Source organism: Pseudomonas sp. 10B238 (genome assembly GCF_000970615.1).
GTDB lineage: Bacteria > Pseudomonadota > Gammaproteobacteria > Pseudomonadales > Pseudomonadaceae > Stutzerimonas.
Genome location: NZ_KQ033934.1, coordinates 249,260 through 267,559, shown reverse-complemented (window position 1 = coordinate 267,559; position 18,300 = coordinate 249,260). Strand labels below are relative to the sequence as shown.

The 18,300-nt window shown below is 54.6% G+C and carries 16 protein-coding genes and 1 pseudogene; 9 read left to right on the top strand and 8 right to left on the bottom strand.

Annotated features, from left to right (window positions below; all coding sequences use genetic code 11):
• Positions 1-413, top strand: a pseudogene (locus RT21_RS14265) (hypothetical protein); the annotation flags it as partial.
• Between the two features lie 57 nt (positions 414-470).
• Complete coding sequence (locus RT21_RS14260) at positions 471-1,103, top strand: HAD family hydrolase (protein ID WP_003292660.1); 633 nt, start codon at positions 471-473, stop codon at positions 1,101-1,103.
• A gap of 86 nt (positions 1,104-1,189) precedes the next feature.
• Here the strand turns inward: RT21_RS14260 and RT21_RS14255 are convergent, their stop codons facing one another.
• Entirely contained in the window at positions 1,190-2,080 is an 891-nt protein-coding gene (locus RT21_RS14255) for a cation efflux transmembrane domain-containing protein (RefSeq protein ID WP_003292661.1), read from the bottom strand.
• A gap of 92 nt (positions 2,081-2,172) precedes the next feature.
• Between RT21_RS14255 and cadR the strand changes: the two genes are divergently transcribed.
• A complete protein-coding gene (cadR, locus tag RT21_RS14250; protein WP_003292662.1) occupies positions 2,173-2,577 on the top strand; it encodes a Cd(II)/Pb(II)-responsive transcriptional regulator in 405 nt (134 codons plus the stop codon).
• Between the two features lie 122 nt (positions 2,578-2,699).
• On the opposite strand, the gene RT21_RS14245 is transcribed toward cadR, so the two are convergent.
• The 3 genes from RT21_RS14245 to RT21_RS14235 all read right to left on the bottom strand — a co-directional run bounded on the left by RT21_RS14245 (position 2,700) and on the right by RT21_RS14235 (position 6,384).
• Entirely contained in the window at positions 2,700-4,073 is a 1,374-nt protein-coding gene (locus tag RT21_RS14245) for a heavy metal sensor histidine kinase (RefSeq protein ID WP_003292663.1), read from the bottom strand.
• Positions 4,070-4,744: a heavy metal response regulator transcription factor gene (locus tag RT21_RS14240; RefSeq protein WP_008569962.1), complete on the bottom strand. Its 675-nt coding sequence runs from the start codon at positions 4,742-4,744 to the stop codon at positions 4,070-4,072. Before RT21_RS14240 ends, RT21_RS14245 begins: the two co-directional genes overlap by 4 nt.
• Before the next feature lie 320 nt (positions 4,745-5,064).
• On the bottom strand, positions 5,065-6,384 hold the full coding sequence (locus RT21_RS14235; RefSeq protein WP_042925536.1) for an OprD family porin: 1,320 nt from the start codon (positions 6,382-6,384) through the stop codon (positions 5,065-5,067).
• An 830-nt stretch (positions 6,385-7,214) separates the two neighbouring features.
• On the opposite strand from RT21_RS14235, the gene RT21_RS14230 reads away from it, so the two are divergent.
• The 4 genes from RT21_RS14230 (at position 7,215) to RT21_RS23625 (ending at position 13,424) form a co-directional block, all read left to right on the top strand.
• On the top strand, positions 7,215-8,522 hold the full coding sequence (locus tag RT21_RS14230; protein ID WP_008569960.1) for a TolC family protein: 1,308 nt from the start codon (positions 7,215-7,217) through the stop codon (positions 8,520-8,522).
• Positions 8,523-8,530: 8 nt separating this feature from the next.
• The gene (locus RT21_RS14225; protein ID WP_015275575.1) at positions 8,531-9,877 is read left to right on the top strand and encodes an efflux RND transporter periplasmic adaptor subunit; all 1,347 of its coding nucleotides are present in this window, start codon (positions 8,531-8,533) and stop codon (positions 9,875-9,877) included.
• A 17-nt stretch (positions 9,878-9,894) separates the two neighbouring features.
• Entirely contained in the window at positions 9,895-13,065 is a 3,171-nt protein-coding gene (locus tag RT21_RS14220; RefSeq protein ID WP_015275576.1) for a CusA/CzcA family heavy metal efflux RND transporter, read from the top strand.
• Positions 13,066-13,298: 233 nt separating this feature from the next.
• Positions 13,299-13,424, top strand: coding sequence for a hypothetical protein (locus tag RT21_RS23625; RefSeq protein ID WP_023444716.1), 126 nt, complete (start codon positions 13,299-13,301; stop codon positions 13,422-13,424).
• A gap of 279 nt (positions 13,425-13,703) precedes the next feature.
• Here RT21_RS23625 and RT21_RS14215 read toward each other — a convergent pair whose 3' ends face one another.
• Positions 13,704-14,033, bottom strand: a complete 330-nt coding sequence (locus RT21_RS14215; protein ID WP_023444715.1) for a hypothetical protein — start codon at positions 14,031-14,033, stop codon at positions 13,704-13,706.
• Positions 14,034-14,410: 377 nt separating this feature from the next.
• Between RT21_RS14215 and RT21_RS14210 the strand changes: the two genes are divergently transcribed.
• Complete coding sequence (locus RT21_RS14210) at positions 14,411-15,331, top strand: cation diffusion facilitator family transporter (RefSeq protein ID WP_008569956.1); 921 nt, start codon at positions 14,411-14,413, stop codon at positions 15,329-15,331.
• A gap of 214 nt (positions 15,332-15,545) precedes the next feature.
• On the opposite strand, the gene RT21_RS14205 is transcribed toward RT21_RS14210, so the two are convergent.
• Genes RT21_RS14205 through RT21_RS14195 form a run of 3 tightly spaced genes read right to left on the bottom strand, consistent with a single transcriptional unit; the run spans position 15,546 to position 17,123 of the window.
• Positions 15,546-16,007 carry a methyltransferase family protein gene (locus RT21_RS14205; RefSeq protein WP_003292672.1) on the bottom strand — a complete coding sequence of 154 codons (462 nt, stop codon included), beginning with the start codon at positions 16,005-16,007 and terminating at the stop codon, positions 15,546-15,548.
• A gap of 4 nt (positions 16,008-16,011) precedes the next feature.
• Positions 16,012-16,692 carry a DsbA family protein gene (locus tag RT21_RS14200; RefSeq protein ID WP_008569955.1) on the bottom strand — a complete coding sequence of 227 codons (681 nt, stop codon included), beginning with the start codon at positions 16,690-16,692 and terminating at the stop codon, positions 16,012-16,014.
• Complete coding sequence (locus RT21_RS14195) at positions 16,689-17,123, bottom strand: disulfide bond formation protein B (protein ID WP_003292674.1); 435 nt, start codon at positions 17,121-17,123, stop codon at positions 16,689-16,691. The genes RT21_RS14200 and RT21_RS14195 overlap by 4 nt, the downstream gene beginning before the upstream one ends.
• Before the next feature lie 209 nt (positions 17,124-17,332).
• On the opposite strand from RT21_RS14195, the gene RT21_RS14190 reads away from it, so the two are divergent.
• Positions 17,333-18,292 (top strand): arsenic resistance protein, encoded by a 960-nt coding sequence (locus RT21_RS14190; protein WP_003292675.1) that lies wholly within the window; start codon positions 17,333-17,335, stop codon positions 18,290-18,292.
• The last annotated feature ends 8 nt before the right edge of the window (positions 18,293-18,300 follow it).

The window sequence follows — 18,300 nt, the reverse complement described above, 5'->3', positions numbered from 1 at the left end:
TTTCCCATATGCTGTCGCCTTCCAGCTTTTTCAGCTACGACGCCAATCGGGATATCGCCGTGACAGGTCAGCACGATTTGCTGTTGGATGAGCATTATTTCGACGATGCTACCAATGACCGCATCCGAGGAGAACTTTCGGAGCTCTTGCCCAAACAGGTCTACGAGGTAGAACGGCAACCTTTTTTGGGCCTGATGAGCGGATTGACCAACTACACCATGGCTGACGAGCTTCGCGTAAAGCAGGCACTCGACATTGCTGTCGCGACCGGTGATCTGCTGGCGGTCGACAAGAACGGCAAAACAAGGCGTCGAAAAGGCACAAGCATCAAGTCGACAGATATCCTGATAGCGCCCCCGCAAAGACCCATCTTCTTCGTGCCACCTCTGAAGAAATCCAGTTCAGAAAACTGAGAGGGGCGGCATCGCTCTTCGGGTGGGCGGTTCGCCTCCAACGGTAGAGGTACCGGCATGATACAAGCAGTAGTTTTCGATGTGTTTGGCACGCTTCTCCAGATAGGTGAGCGCCGCCATCCTTTCCGCCAACTGATGCAGAACCTGCGGCTTCAGGGCAAAACACCAAGGCCGGATGACGCACGGACTCTGATGACTCGAAATCTGGGCTTGGCTGGAGCTGCCGATTATTTCGGTGCGCAGTTGAGCAACTCTGAGTTAGCTAGCCTTGAAAGCGACCTTTTCACCGAGCTGGCCAGCGTTCGCCTTTTCGATGATGCGTTGGAGTCGCTAAATCAGCTAAAGGACGCCGGCCTGAATCTCGCGTTGTGCTCCAATCTCGCAGCCCCATATGCGATTCCGGCCAAACTGTTACTGCCGTCGTTCGATGTTTACGGATGGAGCTTTGAGGTTGGGACAATAAAGCCTGAGCCCGCAATCTATCGTCAGATGATCGAACAGCTTGGCTGCGAAGCCTCCGCTATCGCAATGATCGGTGACACGTTGCAAGCCGATATGCTTGGTCCAATTGGGCAAGGCATGCGGGGCTACCACCTACAGCGTGAAGGAAAAGCCGATCAGTGCGGCTTCGTCTCGCTGATGGACTTTGCAGCCCACGTTCTGCAATACCCACCATCCGCCAACGGCTAAAGCGGCGTCGCCAGTTTTAGCTGACGCCGCTAGACCCGGATGGCTTACAGGCATGAAGACACCCTTTTTCTGTAACGGGAGCTCCTTCAACCCTTGAGCGCCAGAATACGCCGAGCGCCGTTGAGAACGATGAATCCCACGACGGTACCGATAATCAGGTCTGGGTAGTTGGACCCAGTCCAAGCGACGAGCGCTCCGGCGACTATGACGCCCATGTTGATGACCACATCATTGGCGGAGAATATCCAGCTCGCTTTCATGTGAGCACCACCTTCCCGGTGTTTGGAAATCAGCAGCAAACAACCCGTGTTGGCGAGCAATGCCAGGAACGCGACGGCCATCATTATCAGCGACTCGGGCTCGCTGCCGAATATAAAGCGTCTGATCACCTCTACGAGCACGCCGAGGGCCAAAATCAGCTGGAGCACACCAGCAAGGTGTGCAGCACGCACCTGCAGATTGACGCTGCGCCCAACCGCATAAAGGGCCAGGCCGTACACTGCCGCGTCAGCGAACATGTCGAGCGAATCGGCAATCAGACCCGCGGACCTGGCAATCAGGCCAGCAGTCATCTCTACCACGAACATGAAGGCGTTGATGCCTAACAGTAAACGTAGGGAGCGGGATTCCTGTGTAGAGTTCGCCGGATTCTCGGCGGCTTTGATCATCTCAGGGTCTGCCGCGACAGTTTTCTGAAGAGTGGCGCCTAGCCCTAACGTCGCCAGCTTTTTGGTTATGGGCTCAACGGCACTGTCATGCATGACATCTAACCGACGGTCCGACAGATCAAAAGTCAGCTTCCGAACTCCGTCCAAACCATTCAGCGCCAAGCGGATCATTCGCTCTTCTGATGGACAATCCATCTTGGGCACGGCGTAAACACTGACCCATTGCCCCGTCGTATCGGAAGGGTTTTGCATATCGGCATCAGCGGCTGGTGTCGCATCGCAGCCGCAGGGACCATCGGACTTGCTCATGATACGGCTCCACTTGAAATCGAAGATGGGATCATTAAAAGCCTTATAGCTACTATAAGGTCAATAACGCAGAGCCGATGAGGATTCACACGATGCGCATTGGTCAGTTAGCAAGGCTAATAGGGATTGATACACAGACGATCCGCTTCTATGAGCAGCAGGGCTTGTTGCCACCGCCTGATCGCCAGGCGAACGGCTATCGTGTCTACACCGAGAAGCATGGCGAGCGGCTAGCTTTCATCCGGCGCTGCCGAATCTTGAATCTGTCACTTCCAGAGATTCACGCACTCCAAAGCTACCAGGATGACCCTCGCCAGCCTTGTACGGCCGTCAATGCCTTACTCGATGATCACATTTCTCAAGTCAGATCCCAGATAACCGCTCTGCAATCACTCGAACGACAACTCGTTTCACTGCGGGCTAATTGCAACGATGGGCGGGAAGTTGAGGCTTGCGGCATTCTCGCCGGAATTAGCGAGGACGCATGCATTAAATGAACGGCGTTGGGGCTTGCGGGCCTGGTTACCCGGCCAACGCGCATGCCCTCGAAATGGTTGTTTGTCCCTGTGGTTTTTGCCCCTTCGTAGTGATGGCTGTCTCCGTGCGGTATCACTTTGAGTCAGGCCTGCCGAGGAAACGTGAGTTCAAACGTGGTCCGACCGTCTTTGCTGGCGACGGCCACGTGGCCTTTGTGGAGGTTCATCACTGAGCGGACAATCGCTAGCCCCAATCCTGCCCCGCGAGGTTGTATGCCGTTAACGCGGTAAAAGCGGTCGAACAGATGTGGGAGATGATCCGATTCGATAGTCGCGCCATGATTGGTGACAGCCAGCGAGACGATGTCTACGTCCTCCTCAAGGATCTTAAGTTCGACCGTACTGCCAGTATTTGAATGCCGCAGCGCGTTGGATAGCAGGTTGGAAATGGCCCGCTGGACCATAAGTCGATTTCCCAAAATCATGGCATCGCCCGTTACTGTCGTAGCGACTCCCGCTTCTTCGGCAAGGACTTCGAAGTATTCACATACGCGCCTCGCCTCGCTTCCTAAAGATAATTGTTCGAGCTTCAGTGCTGGGCTGGCGTGGCTGGCCTGGGCGAGAAACAGCATGTCTGACACGATTCGATCCATGCGTTCGAGTTCTTCAACCGACGACTCGATCACCTCCCGATAATGCTCCTTGCTTCGCTCACGCACCAAAGTCACCTGCGCCTTGCCTATCAGGTTGTTCAGCGGAGTTTTTAACTCATGAGCCACATCGTCCGAGAATTGTGACAGTTGCTGAACGCCGTCATCGAGTCGATGAAGCATTACGTTGAGGCTGTGCGCCAATGCCTGGAGCTCTTGCGGAAGCCGATCGGTGCGGATTCGAGGTGATAGATCCTGTGTAGATACCTTAGTCGCCAAGGCCCGGAACTTGCGAAGCGGCCGCAAGCCATTTTGGGCGATTAGCCATCCAGCCAATCCGATCAATATCAGTAGCATCGGCACGGTCACTAAGGCCGAGCGCAGGAATGCAGCCACCAGCCGTTGATCGGCACTGCGATCTTGCGAAAGTAAAAGCGTCATTGGAGCCAGTCCCGGGACTTGGATTTGCTTGCGCCCGGTTAGCATCTGCACGCCATCTTTCGTTGTCCAGCCAAGATAGTCGCCGTCCCTGCTCACGAGATCCAGCTGCTGCGGCGCATTGGCGAATCGGCCGATACTGAAAATGGGTGATTTCGCTGTATCGCCGATGACCGTAATCGAAAGGTTGTCATGGCCGAGTACGGTATCGCTCAATGCGTGTTGCCAGGAGCGGCCCATACGGGCTTTGGTGTCTTCGAGGAGTCCATGATCGATCTGAGAGAGCTTGGCCGTCACTTCCTCCTGGGCGCGCAGTTCCAGTTGGCGCACCAGTACCCAGTAGCTCAGTGCAATCAGCAGCGCGACCAAAGCGGCGCCGGTCAGTGTGATTTGAAGCGCGAGACGCGATGCGAGGCTGAGTGGCTTCAAGGCCGCGCCTCCAGCACGTAGCCCACACCCCGGATGGTGTGTATCAGGCGATCGCCGAAGGGTTCGTCCACTTTCATCCGCAGGCGACGAATCGCAACATCCACCACATTGGTATCGCAGTCGAAATTGATGTCCCACACCATGGCAGTTATTTCCGTACGCGTGAGGACTTCGCCAGTCCGGCGCATGAGCAGATGCAATAACGCAAATTCTTTGCTGGTGAGGTCGATACGCTGACCGCTCCGGTAAGCCCTATGCCGGGCCGGGTCCAGTTCGAGGTCGGCTACACGCAGGTTGCTCGGAAGTGTGACTGCCTCGCCTCGCCGCAACAGTGTCCGGATACGGGCAAGCAGCTCGGGGAACTGGAACGGCTTGACCAGATAGTCGTCGGCGCCCGATTCCAAGCCGCGGACTTTTTGCTCTAAGCGGCCATTGGCAGTCAGCATGATGACGCGTGTCTGCTTACGCCGCCTGATGAGTTCGAGAACCTCCCACCCATCCATGGTTGGCAGATTCACATCTAGCAGCACGATGTCATAGTCGTTCTGCAGTGCCAGGTGAAACCCATCGAGGCCATCACTTACGCAATCGACCAAGTAACCACATTCGATAAGACCCTGCTGCAAGTATTCCGCAGCTTTGATCTCGTCTTCGACAACCAGGATGCGCATGTTTTGAGGTAACTCGGCAAGGAGGTGCGCGGTAAGCGGAACCAAAAAAATCCATGTAGTAACTAGGTCAAGACGAAAGCGGCTTGGCTCTAGCGTGAAAGGCAGAGGCGAAAAGATCTGCCCAGGGAAGCGGGAAGCACTTTAACGCGGTAAAAGCCCTGTGAGGGCTATCTTGCGAATTTGTAATCTACCGGTCATTTGGTTGACCCGCAGCGCGAGGGGGTGCACCAAACCAAAAAAGGCGCCCTGATGGGCGCCTGAAACACATCTTCAAACCAAGGGAGCAAAACTAAAGAAGATGTGGTGTTGCTCATGGTGTTTCACAAGATCGACAGAGGGTACTCGGCGATGAGTCGGACCTCATCGAGGTCGGACTCGAAAGCTGTCGCCCGCGTGGTAGCTTGGCGCACCCGCAGTGACAGATCCTTGAGAGAGCCAGTCTGTACAACGTAGCGGGCTTCGACGTCGCGTTCCCAGCGCTTCTGTCCGGACAGAGGCGCGCCGTTATCGTCTTGGCGCATATATACCTCATTTGCGTTGCTGTAATCGGCGCCCCAGCCGCGGGCGTAGCGAGTCATGAACGTAAGCCCAGGTATGCCGTAACCCGCCATGTTCAGGTCATAACGCAGCATCCAGGACTGCTCTTTAGGTGAGTTGAAATCACTGTACTGGATGGAGTTATTCAGGTAGATCGAGTCCGCCTGGCGCAAGTAGTCAAAGTCGTTGTTACCGTTGTTTCGCTGATACGACGCCGTGACGGTGTGCGCGCCGAAGGCGACACCCAGGCTGGAGCTCCAGATGTTGTTGTTGAACTCGCCCAGCAACTCGCGGCCTTCGTCGGTTGCCTTGTAGTAGTTGAAACTGCCCAGCAACGCGACGACATCGGAAAGCGGATAGGTGGCCGATAGACCGAAGTAATGTTGGTTCCAGGCATCCTTGAGCCGGCTGGTATACAGGCTAAGACTAAGATTTTCGTTGACGCTATAGTCGCCGCCTGCGTAGCCGAGCCAAGGCGAGTCGACGCCGCCGCCATAAAACGTGACGAAGTCATCGTTCGTGTTGCTGGTATTGGGCTGGCTCATCGCGTGCAGGCGGCCGCCCTGGAGGGTGAGGTCGTCCAGCGAGTTGTTCACAACGGTGACACCCTTGAAAGACTCCGGCAGCAGCCGTGCGTCACCAAAGTGCACGACAGGAGTAGCGGGAAATACATCGCCTGCCTTGATCTCGGTGCCCAAGAACCGTGCTTTCACGGCCCCCCCTACTCGAGAAAAGTCATCCTCGGCATCGCCGGCGCTATTGTAGGGGAGAAGATCGACGGTTCCGCCAGCACCGGAACGTCCTGATCCAGAATCGAGCTTGAGGCCGAGCATGGCGAAGGCGTCGACGCCGATCCCCACCGAGCCTTGGGTATATCCGGACTCGAAGAAGGCCATCAGCCCGTGAGCCCACTCCTCAGAGTAGCCATTGCCGGTCGCACTCTCACCGTCGCGAAAATCTCGATTGAAATAATAGTTGCGATTTATCAGCGATAGCGTGCTGCCTTCGATGAAGCCCTCCGCTGTTTCCGATTGGGCAAAGACCGGGGCGCTGCCCAATGCCAGTGAAAGGGCTGTTAGTGAAAAAACGGCCATTTTGCTCATGATGATGCTCCTGGTGTACGGCAGGTCAGTGCTCAAATGACGCCTTTCGCTTTTTTTTAGCGCTTAGGCAAGTTCTTCCCTGCAGATGACCGCAGGATTAGCGGCAAATTACTATTTTGTTATCTGAAAGGCAAGCAATCGCGCATATCCTCGATTACAGATTTGTAATGTTGCGGTCACGCGGTCGTTATCCACTCTTCTTTAAAGTCAGCCCCATGGCCATCAGTTATCTCCCCGGCTTGGCGAGGCTGATAAAAACGCTTTCGTGTATTGTGTCCTAAACCCAGGACGAATCACTGTCGCAGTAGCGGCGCTGTGTTCCGCGTCTTGGCGGGGGTAGCTCTATGATTGGATTCGACATCTAAACCAGGAAGTCATCGTTTTGCCTTGGATGAGAAAAATAGTTCTGCTGTTGTTGCTAGCCCTGTTCCCATTGCAATCATCATGGGCAGTTGTTAGCACGAGCTGCAGACATGAGGATGGTTCGGCAGCAAATCATCTTGGACATCACGAACATTCGCACGAGTCTCTGGGTGCTGACGAGGAAGGATCGTCAAAAGCCGCAAAAAAAATCAGTCTGGATGGAGACTGTGTCTTTCATGGCGACCATATCAAGCCGCTTATAACGAAAGGGATCTGTCCTGGTTCGGTATTATCAATGAGCTTGAAACCGTTTCCTTCTGCTAGCTACGCATCGGCTGAAGCGGGGCGTCCTGAGAAACCTAATTGGCGCATCGGTGCAAAACCGGTGGGACGCCAAAGTAACCAGTAAGCGCCATTTATCTGTATCTGACGTCTCACCGAACCTTCCCTTTTTTTAGGAGATTTCGGTGCGAAAAGCTCTTTTCTCGCTGGGGTTGACGACGTTGTCGTGCAATCTCGCCTTTGCGCAACCCTTAGAGTTGCCGACCTTCACACAGACCTTACCTGTCGGTGTGTCAAATACATTCCCCGTTGAGTCTGTCGAATCCATAAGCTTTCTACGCGCCTTGGAACTCGCTAGCTCTGCAAGCCCTGAACTGGCTGTTGCAAGACGTGAGCTGGCTGCTTCTCGCGCATTAATTAGCCAAGCCGGAGCACGTCCGAATCCAATATTGTCCGCTAGCCAGGAGGGAATCCGGGGCGATGCCCCGGAGACCACGCTTGAACTGAGCCAAGAAATAGAGCTGGGTGGTAAACGTTCGGCTCGTATTGAGGCGGCGCAACGAGCCTTGGACGTAGCAGCTGCTGACCTACAGGACGCCCAAGCTCGACTGAGGGGGGCAGTGATGGGCGCGTACTACGATGTGCTTACTGCTCAAGAACGGCTGGACCTCGCTCAGGCTGCTTCAAAGCTTGCGAAGCAAGCAGTGAACGTGGCCAATCGACGTGTGAGGGCCGGCATGGTTTCTCCCGTAGAGGAAACCCGGGCGCGGGTTGCGGCTACTGGAGTGCAAGTAGAGCTTGCCCAGGCCACAGCTGAACTCGAAGCTGCGCGCACTCGGCTGGCGGCCAACTGGGGAAATCCACAGCCACGCTTTGAGCGAGTAAAAGAGCCGGCAGAGGCAGTGCCTCCTCTTCCCGAGCTAGCTGAGCTTTATAGCCGTTTGAACGATTCCGCCCAACTAACCCGCGCGCGTCGGGAGGCTGAAAGACGTCGGGCTGCGTTAAAGCTGGAAAGGACGAATCGCTTTTCTAACGTGACGGTTAGCGTAGGTGCCCAACGCTCAGATGAATATAACGGCACGCTGGGATTGGTGAGTATCTCGATGCCCCTGCCGTTGTTTGATCGAAACCAAGGCAACATCGGAGCAGCGCAGGAACGGGCCTACCAGGCGCAGGACGAGCTCAACGCCGTCCATATACGCCTGAAAAGCGAACTTTCCCAAGCGCACATGCGGCTGCGCACTGCTCGCCAGCAGTTTGAACTGTTGCGCAACGATATGCTCCCCAGTGCCCAAAGCGCTTATGAAGCTGCCAGCAAGGGGTTCGAACTTGGAAAATTCACGTTCCTTGACGTACTGGATGCTCAACGCACGCTTTTCCAAGCCCGATCTCAGTACCTGTCTGCGCTATCACAAGCTAACCAGGCGGCGGCAGAAATCTCGCGAATTGTCGGAGATGGGTCGGCCGTTATCACCTCGGCCACTCAGCCATAGGAATCCATATGAAAAGTAAATCGAATACATCTTCCTTGGCTGGTCACAAGAAGCAGATTTTTTGGATCGTCGTCATATTAAGCGTGGCACTTATGCTTGGCGGATTGCTTCTTCGCAGTAGTCCAGCTGTGCCCGATGCGGGCGACGCACATAGCGAGCATGGTGACGAATCGGAGCATGAGGATGAAGGGCATTCGGATGAGGATGCAGAAGCCGAAGGAGATCATGGCCATGATGAAGGAGGCGCCGATAGCGATCACGAGGTCGGTGCGGCAGAGAAAGATGAGCATGAAGATGAGCCCGAGGGAGCGGAGCATACTGAAACAGCAGAGGTAGAACTCTCAGAGACACAAATCCTAGCCGCCGGCATCTCACTGGCAACTGCTCAGCCCGCAAAGATAAAAAGCGCAATTGAGCTGCCTGGCGAAATTACATTCAACCAAGACCGCACAGCGCAAGTTGTGCCTCGTCTCTCAGGTGTCGTTGAAGCGGTCAAAGTCGATTTGGGCGAACAGGTGAAACAGGGGCAAGTACTTGCTGTGATCGCGAGTACAGACCTGTCGGAACGTAGAAGCGAGTTCTACGCGGCGCAAAAACGTCTTGCATTGGCTCAAAAAACCTATCGACGCGAAAAGGAGCTATGGGAAGAGCGTATTTCTGCGGAACAGGATTATTTACAGGCACAACAGGCTTTACGGGAAGCAGAGCTGACTGTTGCGAATGCAAACGCACAGCTACAAGCGCTTGGCAGTGATGCTGGCAAGCCAGACGCATTGAGCCGCTACGAACTCAGGGCGCCGTTCGATGGGATGATCGTTGAGAAGGACATCACGCTCGGTGAGTCAGTCAATACCGATGACCAGATATTCATCATTTCCGATCTCTCCACCGTGTGGGCAGATATCAGCGTTCCTGCCAATGCACTCAGCGCGGTACGAGTAGGCAGCAATGCCGTTATCGAGGCCACAGCATTCGAGTCCAGTGCCAATGGAACCGTTTCTTATGTCGGCTCACTTGTTGGTCAGCAAAGCCGCGCCGCTACCGCCCGGGTCACACTTCCCAACCCTGAAGGGGTTTGGCGCCCCGGCCTGTTCGTCAAAGTGCAGGTAGGCGCTGGCGAAGCATCCGTGCCAGTCGCAGTAAGTCCTGATGCGATCCACACATTGGAAGAAAAGCCGGTGGTGTTTGTACGGACCGACCATGGCTTTGCTGCTCAGCCAATCGTGAGTGGCCGCAGCGATAGTGACGCGGTCGAAATCAAGGAAGGCCTCCAGCCCGGAGCGCGCTATGCCTTGGATAACAGCTTCATCATCAAGTCCGAGCTTGGCAAAGCCAGCGCCTCGCATGCTCACTGATACGGAGTTATAGAATCGTGTTCGAACGTATCATTCGTTTTTCTATCGAGCATCGCTGGTTGGTTATGCTAGCCGTGCTTGGCATGGCAGCGTTAGGAGCTTACAGCTACCAAAAGCTGCCTATCGATGCTGTCCCGGATATCACCAACGTACAGGTGCAAATCAACACTGCGGCGCCAGGTTATTCCCCGCTGGAAGTGGAGCAGCGTATTACCTACCCGCTCGAGACGGTAATGGCTGGGCTGCCCAAGCTCGAGCAGACACGATCCTTGTCTCGATATGGACTTTCTCAGATCACAGTTATTTTTGAGGAAGGCACTGACATCTATTTTGCCCGCCAACTTGTGAACGAGCGCCTGGGAGGGGCCAAAGATCAGCTCCCAGATGGCGTCACTCCAACACTTGGCCCTATTTCCACTGGGCTTGGCGAAATCTATTTTTGGACGGTTGAAGCTGAGGAAGGTGCCACCAAATCGGACGGTACGCCGTATACCCCTGCTGACTTGCGTGAGATTCAAGATTGGATCATCAAACCGCAAGTCCGAAATGTACCTGGTGTTACTGAGATCAATACGATCGGAGGATATGCAAAGGAATATCAGATCGCCCCCAACCCAGACACTTTGCGGTCGTTTGGACTAACACTACAAGATTTGATCGAGGCGGTTGAGCAAAACAATAACAATCTAGGTGCCGGATATATTGAAAAGCGCGGCGAGCAGTATCTTGTTCGCGCTCCAGGACAAATGCAGTCTGTGGAGGACATCCGCGATACCCTTATTAGCAACGTTGACGGTACCCCAGTGCGTATCCGCGACGTTGCGACGGTCGAGGTTGGAAAGGAGCTCCGCACTGGCGCAGCCACCGAGAATGGCCGCGAAGTGGTACTAGGTACGGCCTTCATGCTTATCGGTGAAAATAGCCGAGTAGTTTCAAGGGCTGTCGACGACAAGATGAAAGAGATAAACCTTTCGCTTCCGGAAGGCGTAAAGGCAATTACTGTCTACGATCGAACTGTACTCGTAGACAAAGCTATATCCACCGTTAAGAAGAACCTCACTGAGGGTGCCATTCTTGTTGTGGTTATACTTTTTCTCTTCTTAGGCAATATCCGGGCGGCGATCCTAACCGCGCTTGTGATACCGCTTTCTATGCTCTTCACGTTCACCGGCATGGTAGCCAATCAGGTCAGCGCCAACCTGATGAGCCTAGGCGCATTGGATTTCGGCATCATTATCGATGGAGCCGTGGTGATTGTTGAGAACTGCGTGCGTCGACTTGCACACGCTCAGTCCCATCACGGACGGGCATTAACACTGTCCGAACGGCTTCATGAAGTATTCGCTGCGGCAAAGGAAGTGCGTCGGCCTCTATTGTATGGGCAGCTGATCATTATGATCGTGTATCTGCCGATATTCGCCCTTACAGGGGTAGAAGGTAAGATGTTCACGCCCATGGCGTTTACCGTAGTGACAGCGCTATTCGGGGCGATAATCCTTTCGGTGACGTTCGTCCCGGCGGCCGTTGCGCTCTTTATCGGTAAGCGGGTTACGGAAAAGGAAAACTTTCTAATCCGCAATGCTAAACGGGCCTACGCACCTGCGCTCGATGCGGTAATGGCCAACAAGCCAGCAGTGCTCACCTTTGCGGTAGTTGTAGTCATACTTTCTGGCCTCGTAGGGTCACGTATGGGCAGTGAATTCGTGCCTAGCCTCAACGAGGGAGACTTCGCTATCCAAGCCCTTCGTGTACCAGCTACCAGTCTTAGTCAGTCTGTAGAGATGCAGCAGCAGCTGGAGCGAAAGCTTATGGATGAGTTTCCGGAGATTGAACGCATATTTGCGCGAACTGGCACTGCGGAAGTGGCATCGGATGCTATGCCTCCAAATATCTCTGACGGGTACGTCATGCTGAAGCCACAAGAACAGTGGCCGGATCCAGGCAAGTCGCGTAATCAGCTCTTAAGCGAGGTGCAAGCATCCGCCGCTGAGTTGCCGGGCAATAACTACGAGTTTTCCCAGCCGATTCAGCTGCGTTTCAACGAGCTGATTTCCGGAGTTCGTGCCGCGGTAGCCGTGAAAATCTATGGTGATGACATGGACGTTCTTAACAGCACGGCGGCGGAAGTATCCGAGGTGCTAGGACAAGTACCAGGCGCTTCAGAGGTTACGGTCGAGCAGACGACTGGCCTTCCCATGCTCACGATTGATATCGATCGCGATCAGATCGCACGATACGGCCTGAGTCTAGATACCGTCCAGCAAGCGGTTGCAGTAGCTATCGGTGGCCGAGAGGCAGGCACCTTGTTTCAAGGAGATCGGCGTTTCGATATCGTGGTTCGTTTACCGGACGAGATACGCAGCGATCTCGCCGCAATTGAGCGGCTTCCAATTGCCCTTCCAAGGGAATTAAACAGCACCATAAGTTATATCCCCCTCGGCGAGGTGGCCACCCTGGATTTGGCCCCCGGTCCGAATCAGATCAGTAGAGAAGAAGGGAAACGGCGAATTGTCGTCAGTGCAAACGTCCGTGGTCGTGACATTGGATCATTCGTATCTGAGGCAGAACAGAAAATCCAGGCCCAGGTAGATATCCCGGCAGGTTATTGGATCGACTGGGGCGGTACCTTTGAGCAGCTTGAATCGGCAACGAAGCGGCTGCAGATTGTCGTCCCCGTGGCGCTGCTCCTGGTCTTCATTCTGCTTTTCATGATGTTCAACAATGTCAAAGACGGTTTGTTGGTCTTTACAGGGATTCCATTTGCGCTCACCGGAGGCATTGTTGCGCTGTGGCTCAGAGATATCCCATTGTCCATTTCAGCAGGTGTTGGCTTTATTGCTCTGTCAGGCGTCGCCGTTCTAAATGGCCTGGTAATGATCTCCTTCATCCGTAGCCTACGGGAGCAAGGTTTACCTCTGGACACTGCGATCCGCGAAGGTGCCCTTACCCGGCTACGACCGGTATTGATGACAGCCTTAGTGGCTTCACTCGGGTTCGTTCCAATGGCCTTGAATGTGGGTACCGGTGCAGAGGTACAACGTCCCCTTGCGACGGTGGTGATCGGGGGGATTCTCTCCTCAACGGTGCTAACGCTATTAGTTTTGCCGTTGCTCTACCAGATGGCTCATCGACGCGAAGACGAATTGGAGGAGCAAGAAATCGCGTTGGCCGCTGACAGAACAAGCTAGAGATTGGATGGCGGCACACAACGCCCCGTTCTTGCTAGCTAGCGAGAACGGGGCGCGTTAATTATCGGAGCGCAGTTTCATTAGCGGCGCAGCGGACAGCACAGCCTTTGTGGCGCAGTCTGATGCATCTAAGCGGTAAATAAAAAATTGCTCAGCGCTTAGTGCGTATGACTTTCGCTACATACGCGTCCTTGACCTGATGGCTTTCACCCACGGTGAGCTGACGAAGGATTATGCAAACAGCGACTGACCTGCCCCGGTCGGCAGCAAAGGGCGATAGCTACGACAAAGCCCTGGCTGGAACGATCAGCGGGCTGTGCAAGGCCGAGCTGACACCGTCAATCATGGGCGAACCGTGAGGCCTTTGAGATAGCGACCCAGACATGGGTGCGCTGTACGCCACAGCGTCTGTTCAGCTCACTCGGACATGATCCTTGCGAAGGCTAATAACAACAGATCAGGCAATGGCGGCCTGACTTAAACGAAACGGCTTATATAAATTCCGGGCGATTCGCTGGTAGCGATGTTGCGGGCAAGTTATGGAAACAAAAAAGCGCCCCGAAGGGCGCTTAGAGTGCAACTGCTTCCAAAGGAGATTGGAAGCTGCAGGAGGCGAATATCGTTCAGATATGAAGCGGTTAGTCAGCTTTGGTTTCTTTCTTGCTTTCCGTATTGTTCTGATCTTGGCGGGTATCCTTAATCTGTAATTCGTCTATTTTTCGTTTGGCGGATTCGGTTCCGTGAATTCGTTTTTGATCTGCTCGGAATTTTTCATTAAATTTAATTGAGCGGTCGTAACCATCTTCTGCATAAGACAATGCGGAGCCGCAGATTACCAAACCAACAACAATAGCTTTCAACAGATTCATAGGGCAGTCCTCGCTAAATTCAAAGGTGGCTTGCTGAGCTTTCTCGCTGAGCCCTGCAGGTTCGAATGAATTTTGCGTGATTGAAGTTAACAGCAGCATGAGCCAAGCATTACATTATTGAAATGTAATGCTTCCATTGCGCGGTGACATGAGCGCCTTGCTTCGTCATGTCAGCACCGAGGCGCACCAATCTGCAAGGGCCTATCCTACGAAAAGAATGATTGGAAGATTACAATTTTGTCATCTTCGGATTGACGCCGCATCATCTATCATTAGCGAGCAACGTCGTTTAACGTTTGAGAGGGATCGACCAGTTATCGGCAAGTTTCAGACGATAATGCACGAACTCGCTTGAGAGTGGTCGCATTTCTGTCAGTGTGGTTTGGAAGGCCAGATGGTATTGGTGCTAGTATTATCTATTACTTTTTTGGGCTCCCTATCCTTGTCTTATGTTATTTAAGGACGGTTAAAAACCAATGGCTCACGAACATAACCATAACACCGAAGCCATAGGCGATAAGCGTTTAATCGCTGCCATTGGCGTTAATACTGTGCTAACTCTGGCACAAGTTGTTGGAGGAATACTTTCTGGCAGTTTATCGCTCATAGCTGACGCGCTACATAACTTGAGCGATGCCGCATCACTGGTTATTGCGCTCATCGCACGTAAAATCGGTCGCAAACCGCCAGATGCTTTTAAAACCTTCGGCTACCGACGCAGTGAAACCATAGCGGCTTTGATTAACTTGGTCACGCTGATTATCGTTGGTCTCTACCTCATCTACGAAGCTATAGGTCGGTTTTTTGCCCCACAGCCCATTGAAGGATGGACAGTGGTCGTGGTGGCGGGAATAGCCTTGATTGTAGATGTCGTCACGGCCTTGCTCACCTACACAATGTCTAAGAATAGCATGAATATAAAGGCGGCATTCTTGCACAATGTGTCGGATGCGCTGGCCTCCGTCGGTGTTATTATTGCCGGAACATTAATCCTTCTGTATGACTGGTATTGGACAGATACTGTACTGACGCTGATGATTGCTGGTTACGTGCTATGGCAGGGCTTTAGCATGCTACCTAAAACCATTCACTTGTTAATGGAGGGCGCACCAGAAGGAGTTTCCATCACTGATATAATCAATGTCATGGAGCAAGTGGACGACGTTGTGAGTGTTCACCACGTACATGTCTGGGAAATTGCCGAACATTCAACTGCATTGGAAGCTCACGTTGTCATCAAGAAGGCTAGCCTGCCCGAAATTGAACGAGTGAAGACTGATTTAAAACGTGTACTTCATGAGCGATTCAAAGTCAGCCACTCGACACTTGAAATGGAGCTAGACGGCAGTGTTTGTATCGACACCAGGCAGGCCGACAGTCATCGCAGCGAAGCATAAGCCTGCTTTGCGCTCACCGCTGTTGCTAGACAGTTATCTCGATATCAACGGAGTGAACTTGCGACATCACTCGTTGGCGCTATGTCTTCGACCAGAGACATGCTAGCGGCATGTGGCCAAAGCAGCTCGTCACGAGGAGATCAGGCTAGGTCGTGGCACCTTCGGCAGGCTGCCGCGACGAGCAAGCCCCGCCAGTCGCTACCGCCGCGGACGCTCAGAGCCAGCGGCGGACTCGTGCACGGTAGCGGGCAAATGATTCGCCGAACAATGTTTCCAGCGCCCACTCTTCGGCTGGGATCTGGAAACGGTTCATGTACAGCACGAAAGCAACTACGCCAAGCAGGGTTAGAGGCGAGGCCAAGACCAGCGCCCAAGCCGCCAGGATAATGGCAAAGCCTAAGTACATGGGGTTGCGGCTGTACCGGTAGATGCCAGCCTCCACTAATGCAGAAGCCTGCTGCGGCTGCAATGGATTAACCGTAGTACGCGCGCGGCGAAACGACAGGACGCCGGCGAGGCACACGCCGAGCCCCAGGAGCAGTATTGGCAAAGCGAAGGTCAGGCGCGCGGTCCATGCCAGTTCGAAACCCGGCAATTTGGTTCCCGACAAACCCATCAGCACAGCGATCAGGCCGGCCACGAGCAGCGGTGGCACGCGGTTTTCCAGCGCGCTCATAGTGTCATTCTCGTGCCTTGGCCACTTCGCTGTTCACCAACTGGCGCAGCGGCTCCGGGCCAAACTCGCTGAGCGCACGACCATTGACAAAAAAAGTCGGCGTGCCACGAACCCCAACGGCTTTAACGTCCTGCATGTCCGTTTCCAGCACGGCGTTGACGCCAGGCGTATGCATGTCCTGGCGGGCCTGTTCCAAGTTCAAACCGACGCGCTCTGCAGCAGCCCATGCCTGCGTTACCTTGGGGTCGTCGTGCCAACCGGGTTGGGCTTCCAGCACAGCCCCCAACACTTGTTCATGGAGATTTTGCTTACGCGCCGCCTCCAGCATTCGCGCCACCTCTTCGGAGCCTTGATGGAACAGTACATAGCGCAGCACCAAACGCACGTCTTCCGGGTTCTCGGCGAGGATCTGCTTCACATAGGGGTGGAAGGCGCGGCATGCCTCGCAGGAAGGGTCAAAGAATTCGACGATGGTCACTGGCGCTTGCGCCGGGCCGAACACTGGTGAGTGGAAGCGAACCAACTGGCCGCCGTTCTGTTTGGGTTGTGTCGCGGTCTCTTGGGCTGTCGAACCGGGAGCCTGGGCCTGTTGAGGCGATTGCGAGGGGGAATAGAAGAATGCGGCGGCAGCAAAGACGGCCAGGATCACGACACTGACGATCAGGACCACGGAACGGCGATTCATGGGGTGGTTCTCCGACGGATGATTATGAGCAGGATGGCGATAAGGATAAAAGCGAACAAGGCGAGTGCCGGCAGGGGCACCACGCCGAAGAGGGTCATTCCGGCGCCTGAGCAGGATGGACCAGTGGCCGTGCAGGGCTGGATCGGCTGTGGAATCAGCCCTGCATAGAGCAGCGTGTGAACAAATGCCAGTGCCGCACCGATAGCGGTCAGCGGCAGGGCATAGTGCCAGACGGTGAAATCCGAGCGGTAGCAGGCGATGGCCAGGATCACCGCCAGCGGAAACATGAAGGCACGCTGGAACCAGCACAACACGCAGGGTGCCTGGCCCATCACCTCACCAATGAACAGCGCGGACAGGGTCGATACCAGTGCGACCAGCCAGGTTAGCAGCAGCAGGTTCCAGGGCATGCCTGAAGGTTGAGGATTCATTGCGGTTAACTCCTGGCGATGGCGAGCACTTGCCTCAGACCCGCCATCCAGTTATTTCGAAACATCATGCATCCTCTTATCGGCAGGACTTGTTAGGACCGTTGCGGACTTCGCCCAACGGCAAAGCGAAAAGCAACCAGCCTCAACGCTGGGTTAAATCCGATGCCAGTGGGAGAATGTCGCCCTTGCGCAACAAGGGAAGATATCAGATGTCGCGGGACTGGCTGGAAGAACACCAGATAGCATTTTATTTCGCGGCGGTGGTGGCCGCTGCCATTGCAGGCCTGAGCTCTGCGCAATTCACCGGACTGACGGCCATGGCCATCACACCGGCGATTGCCGTGCTGATGTATGCCATGTTTCTGCAGATTCCTTTTTTGGAGCTGCGAGAAGCTTTTGCCAACCGCCGCTTCGTCGGTGCCTTGTTGCTGGCCAACTTCCTATTGGTGCCATTGATGGTGTGGCTGGTGACGTGGCCGCTCTCATCGAACAAGGCCTTGTTGGTCGGCGCGCTGCTTGTCCTGCTGACGCCTTGTATCGATTACGTGGTGGTCTTCACCCACCTGGGCAAAGGGGACTCTCGTCTGGTGCTCGCGGCGACGCCATTGCTGCTGTTGCTCCAGCTTCTGCTGCTGCCCCTCTACTTGCGGCTAATCCTTGGCCCCGAAGCCGGCACAGTGATCGAGCTGTGGCCCTTCGCAGAAGCCTTCCTGTTACTGATCGTCCTACCCTTGGTAGCGGCTGTGCTCACCGAATTTGGCGGACGCCGATCTCTGCTGCTTCGCGCATGGAGCGCAGGTTGGGCCTGGCTGCCAGTGCCTGCAATGGCCCTGGTTCTAATCGTGGTGGTGGGTTCGCAGATCGCGGCTGTCGTGTACCAACTCGACATCCTGGCGCCGTTGCTTCCGGTATACGGAGCGTTTCTACTACTCGCTCCGGCCCTCGGCGTACTCAGCTCCCGGCTATTTGGCTTGGAGGCTTCTGCCGCACGGGCAGTGGCCTTTAGCTCAGGCACTCGCAACTCGCTTGTAGTGCTTCCCCTGGCCCTAGCGCTCCCGGAGTCCATTCGCGCGCTGGCCGCGGCGGCTGTGATTACTCAGACACTCGTAGAACTGATTGGTGAATTGATCTACTTACGGGCGATTCCAGCCATGGTCAGAAACAGTTGAGCCTCGTC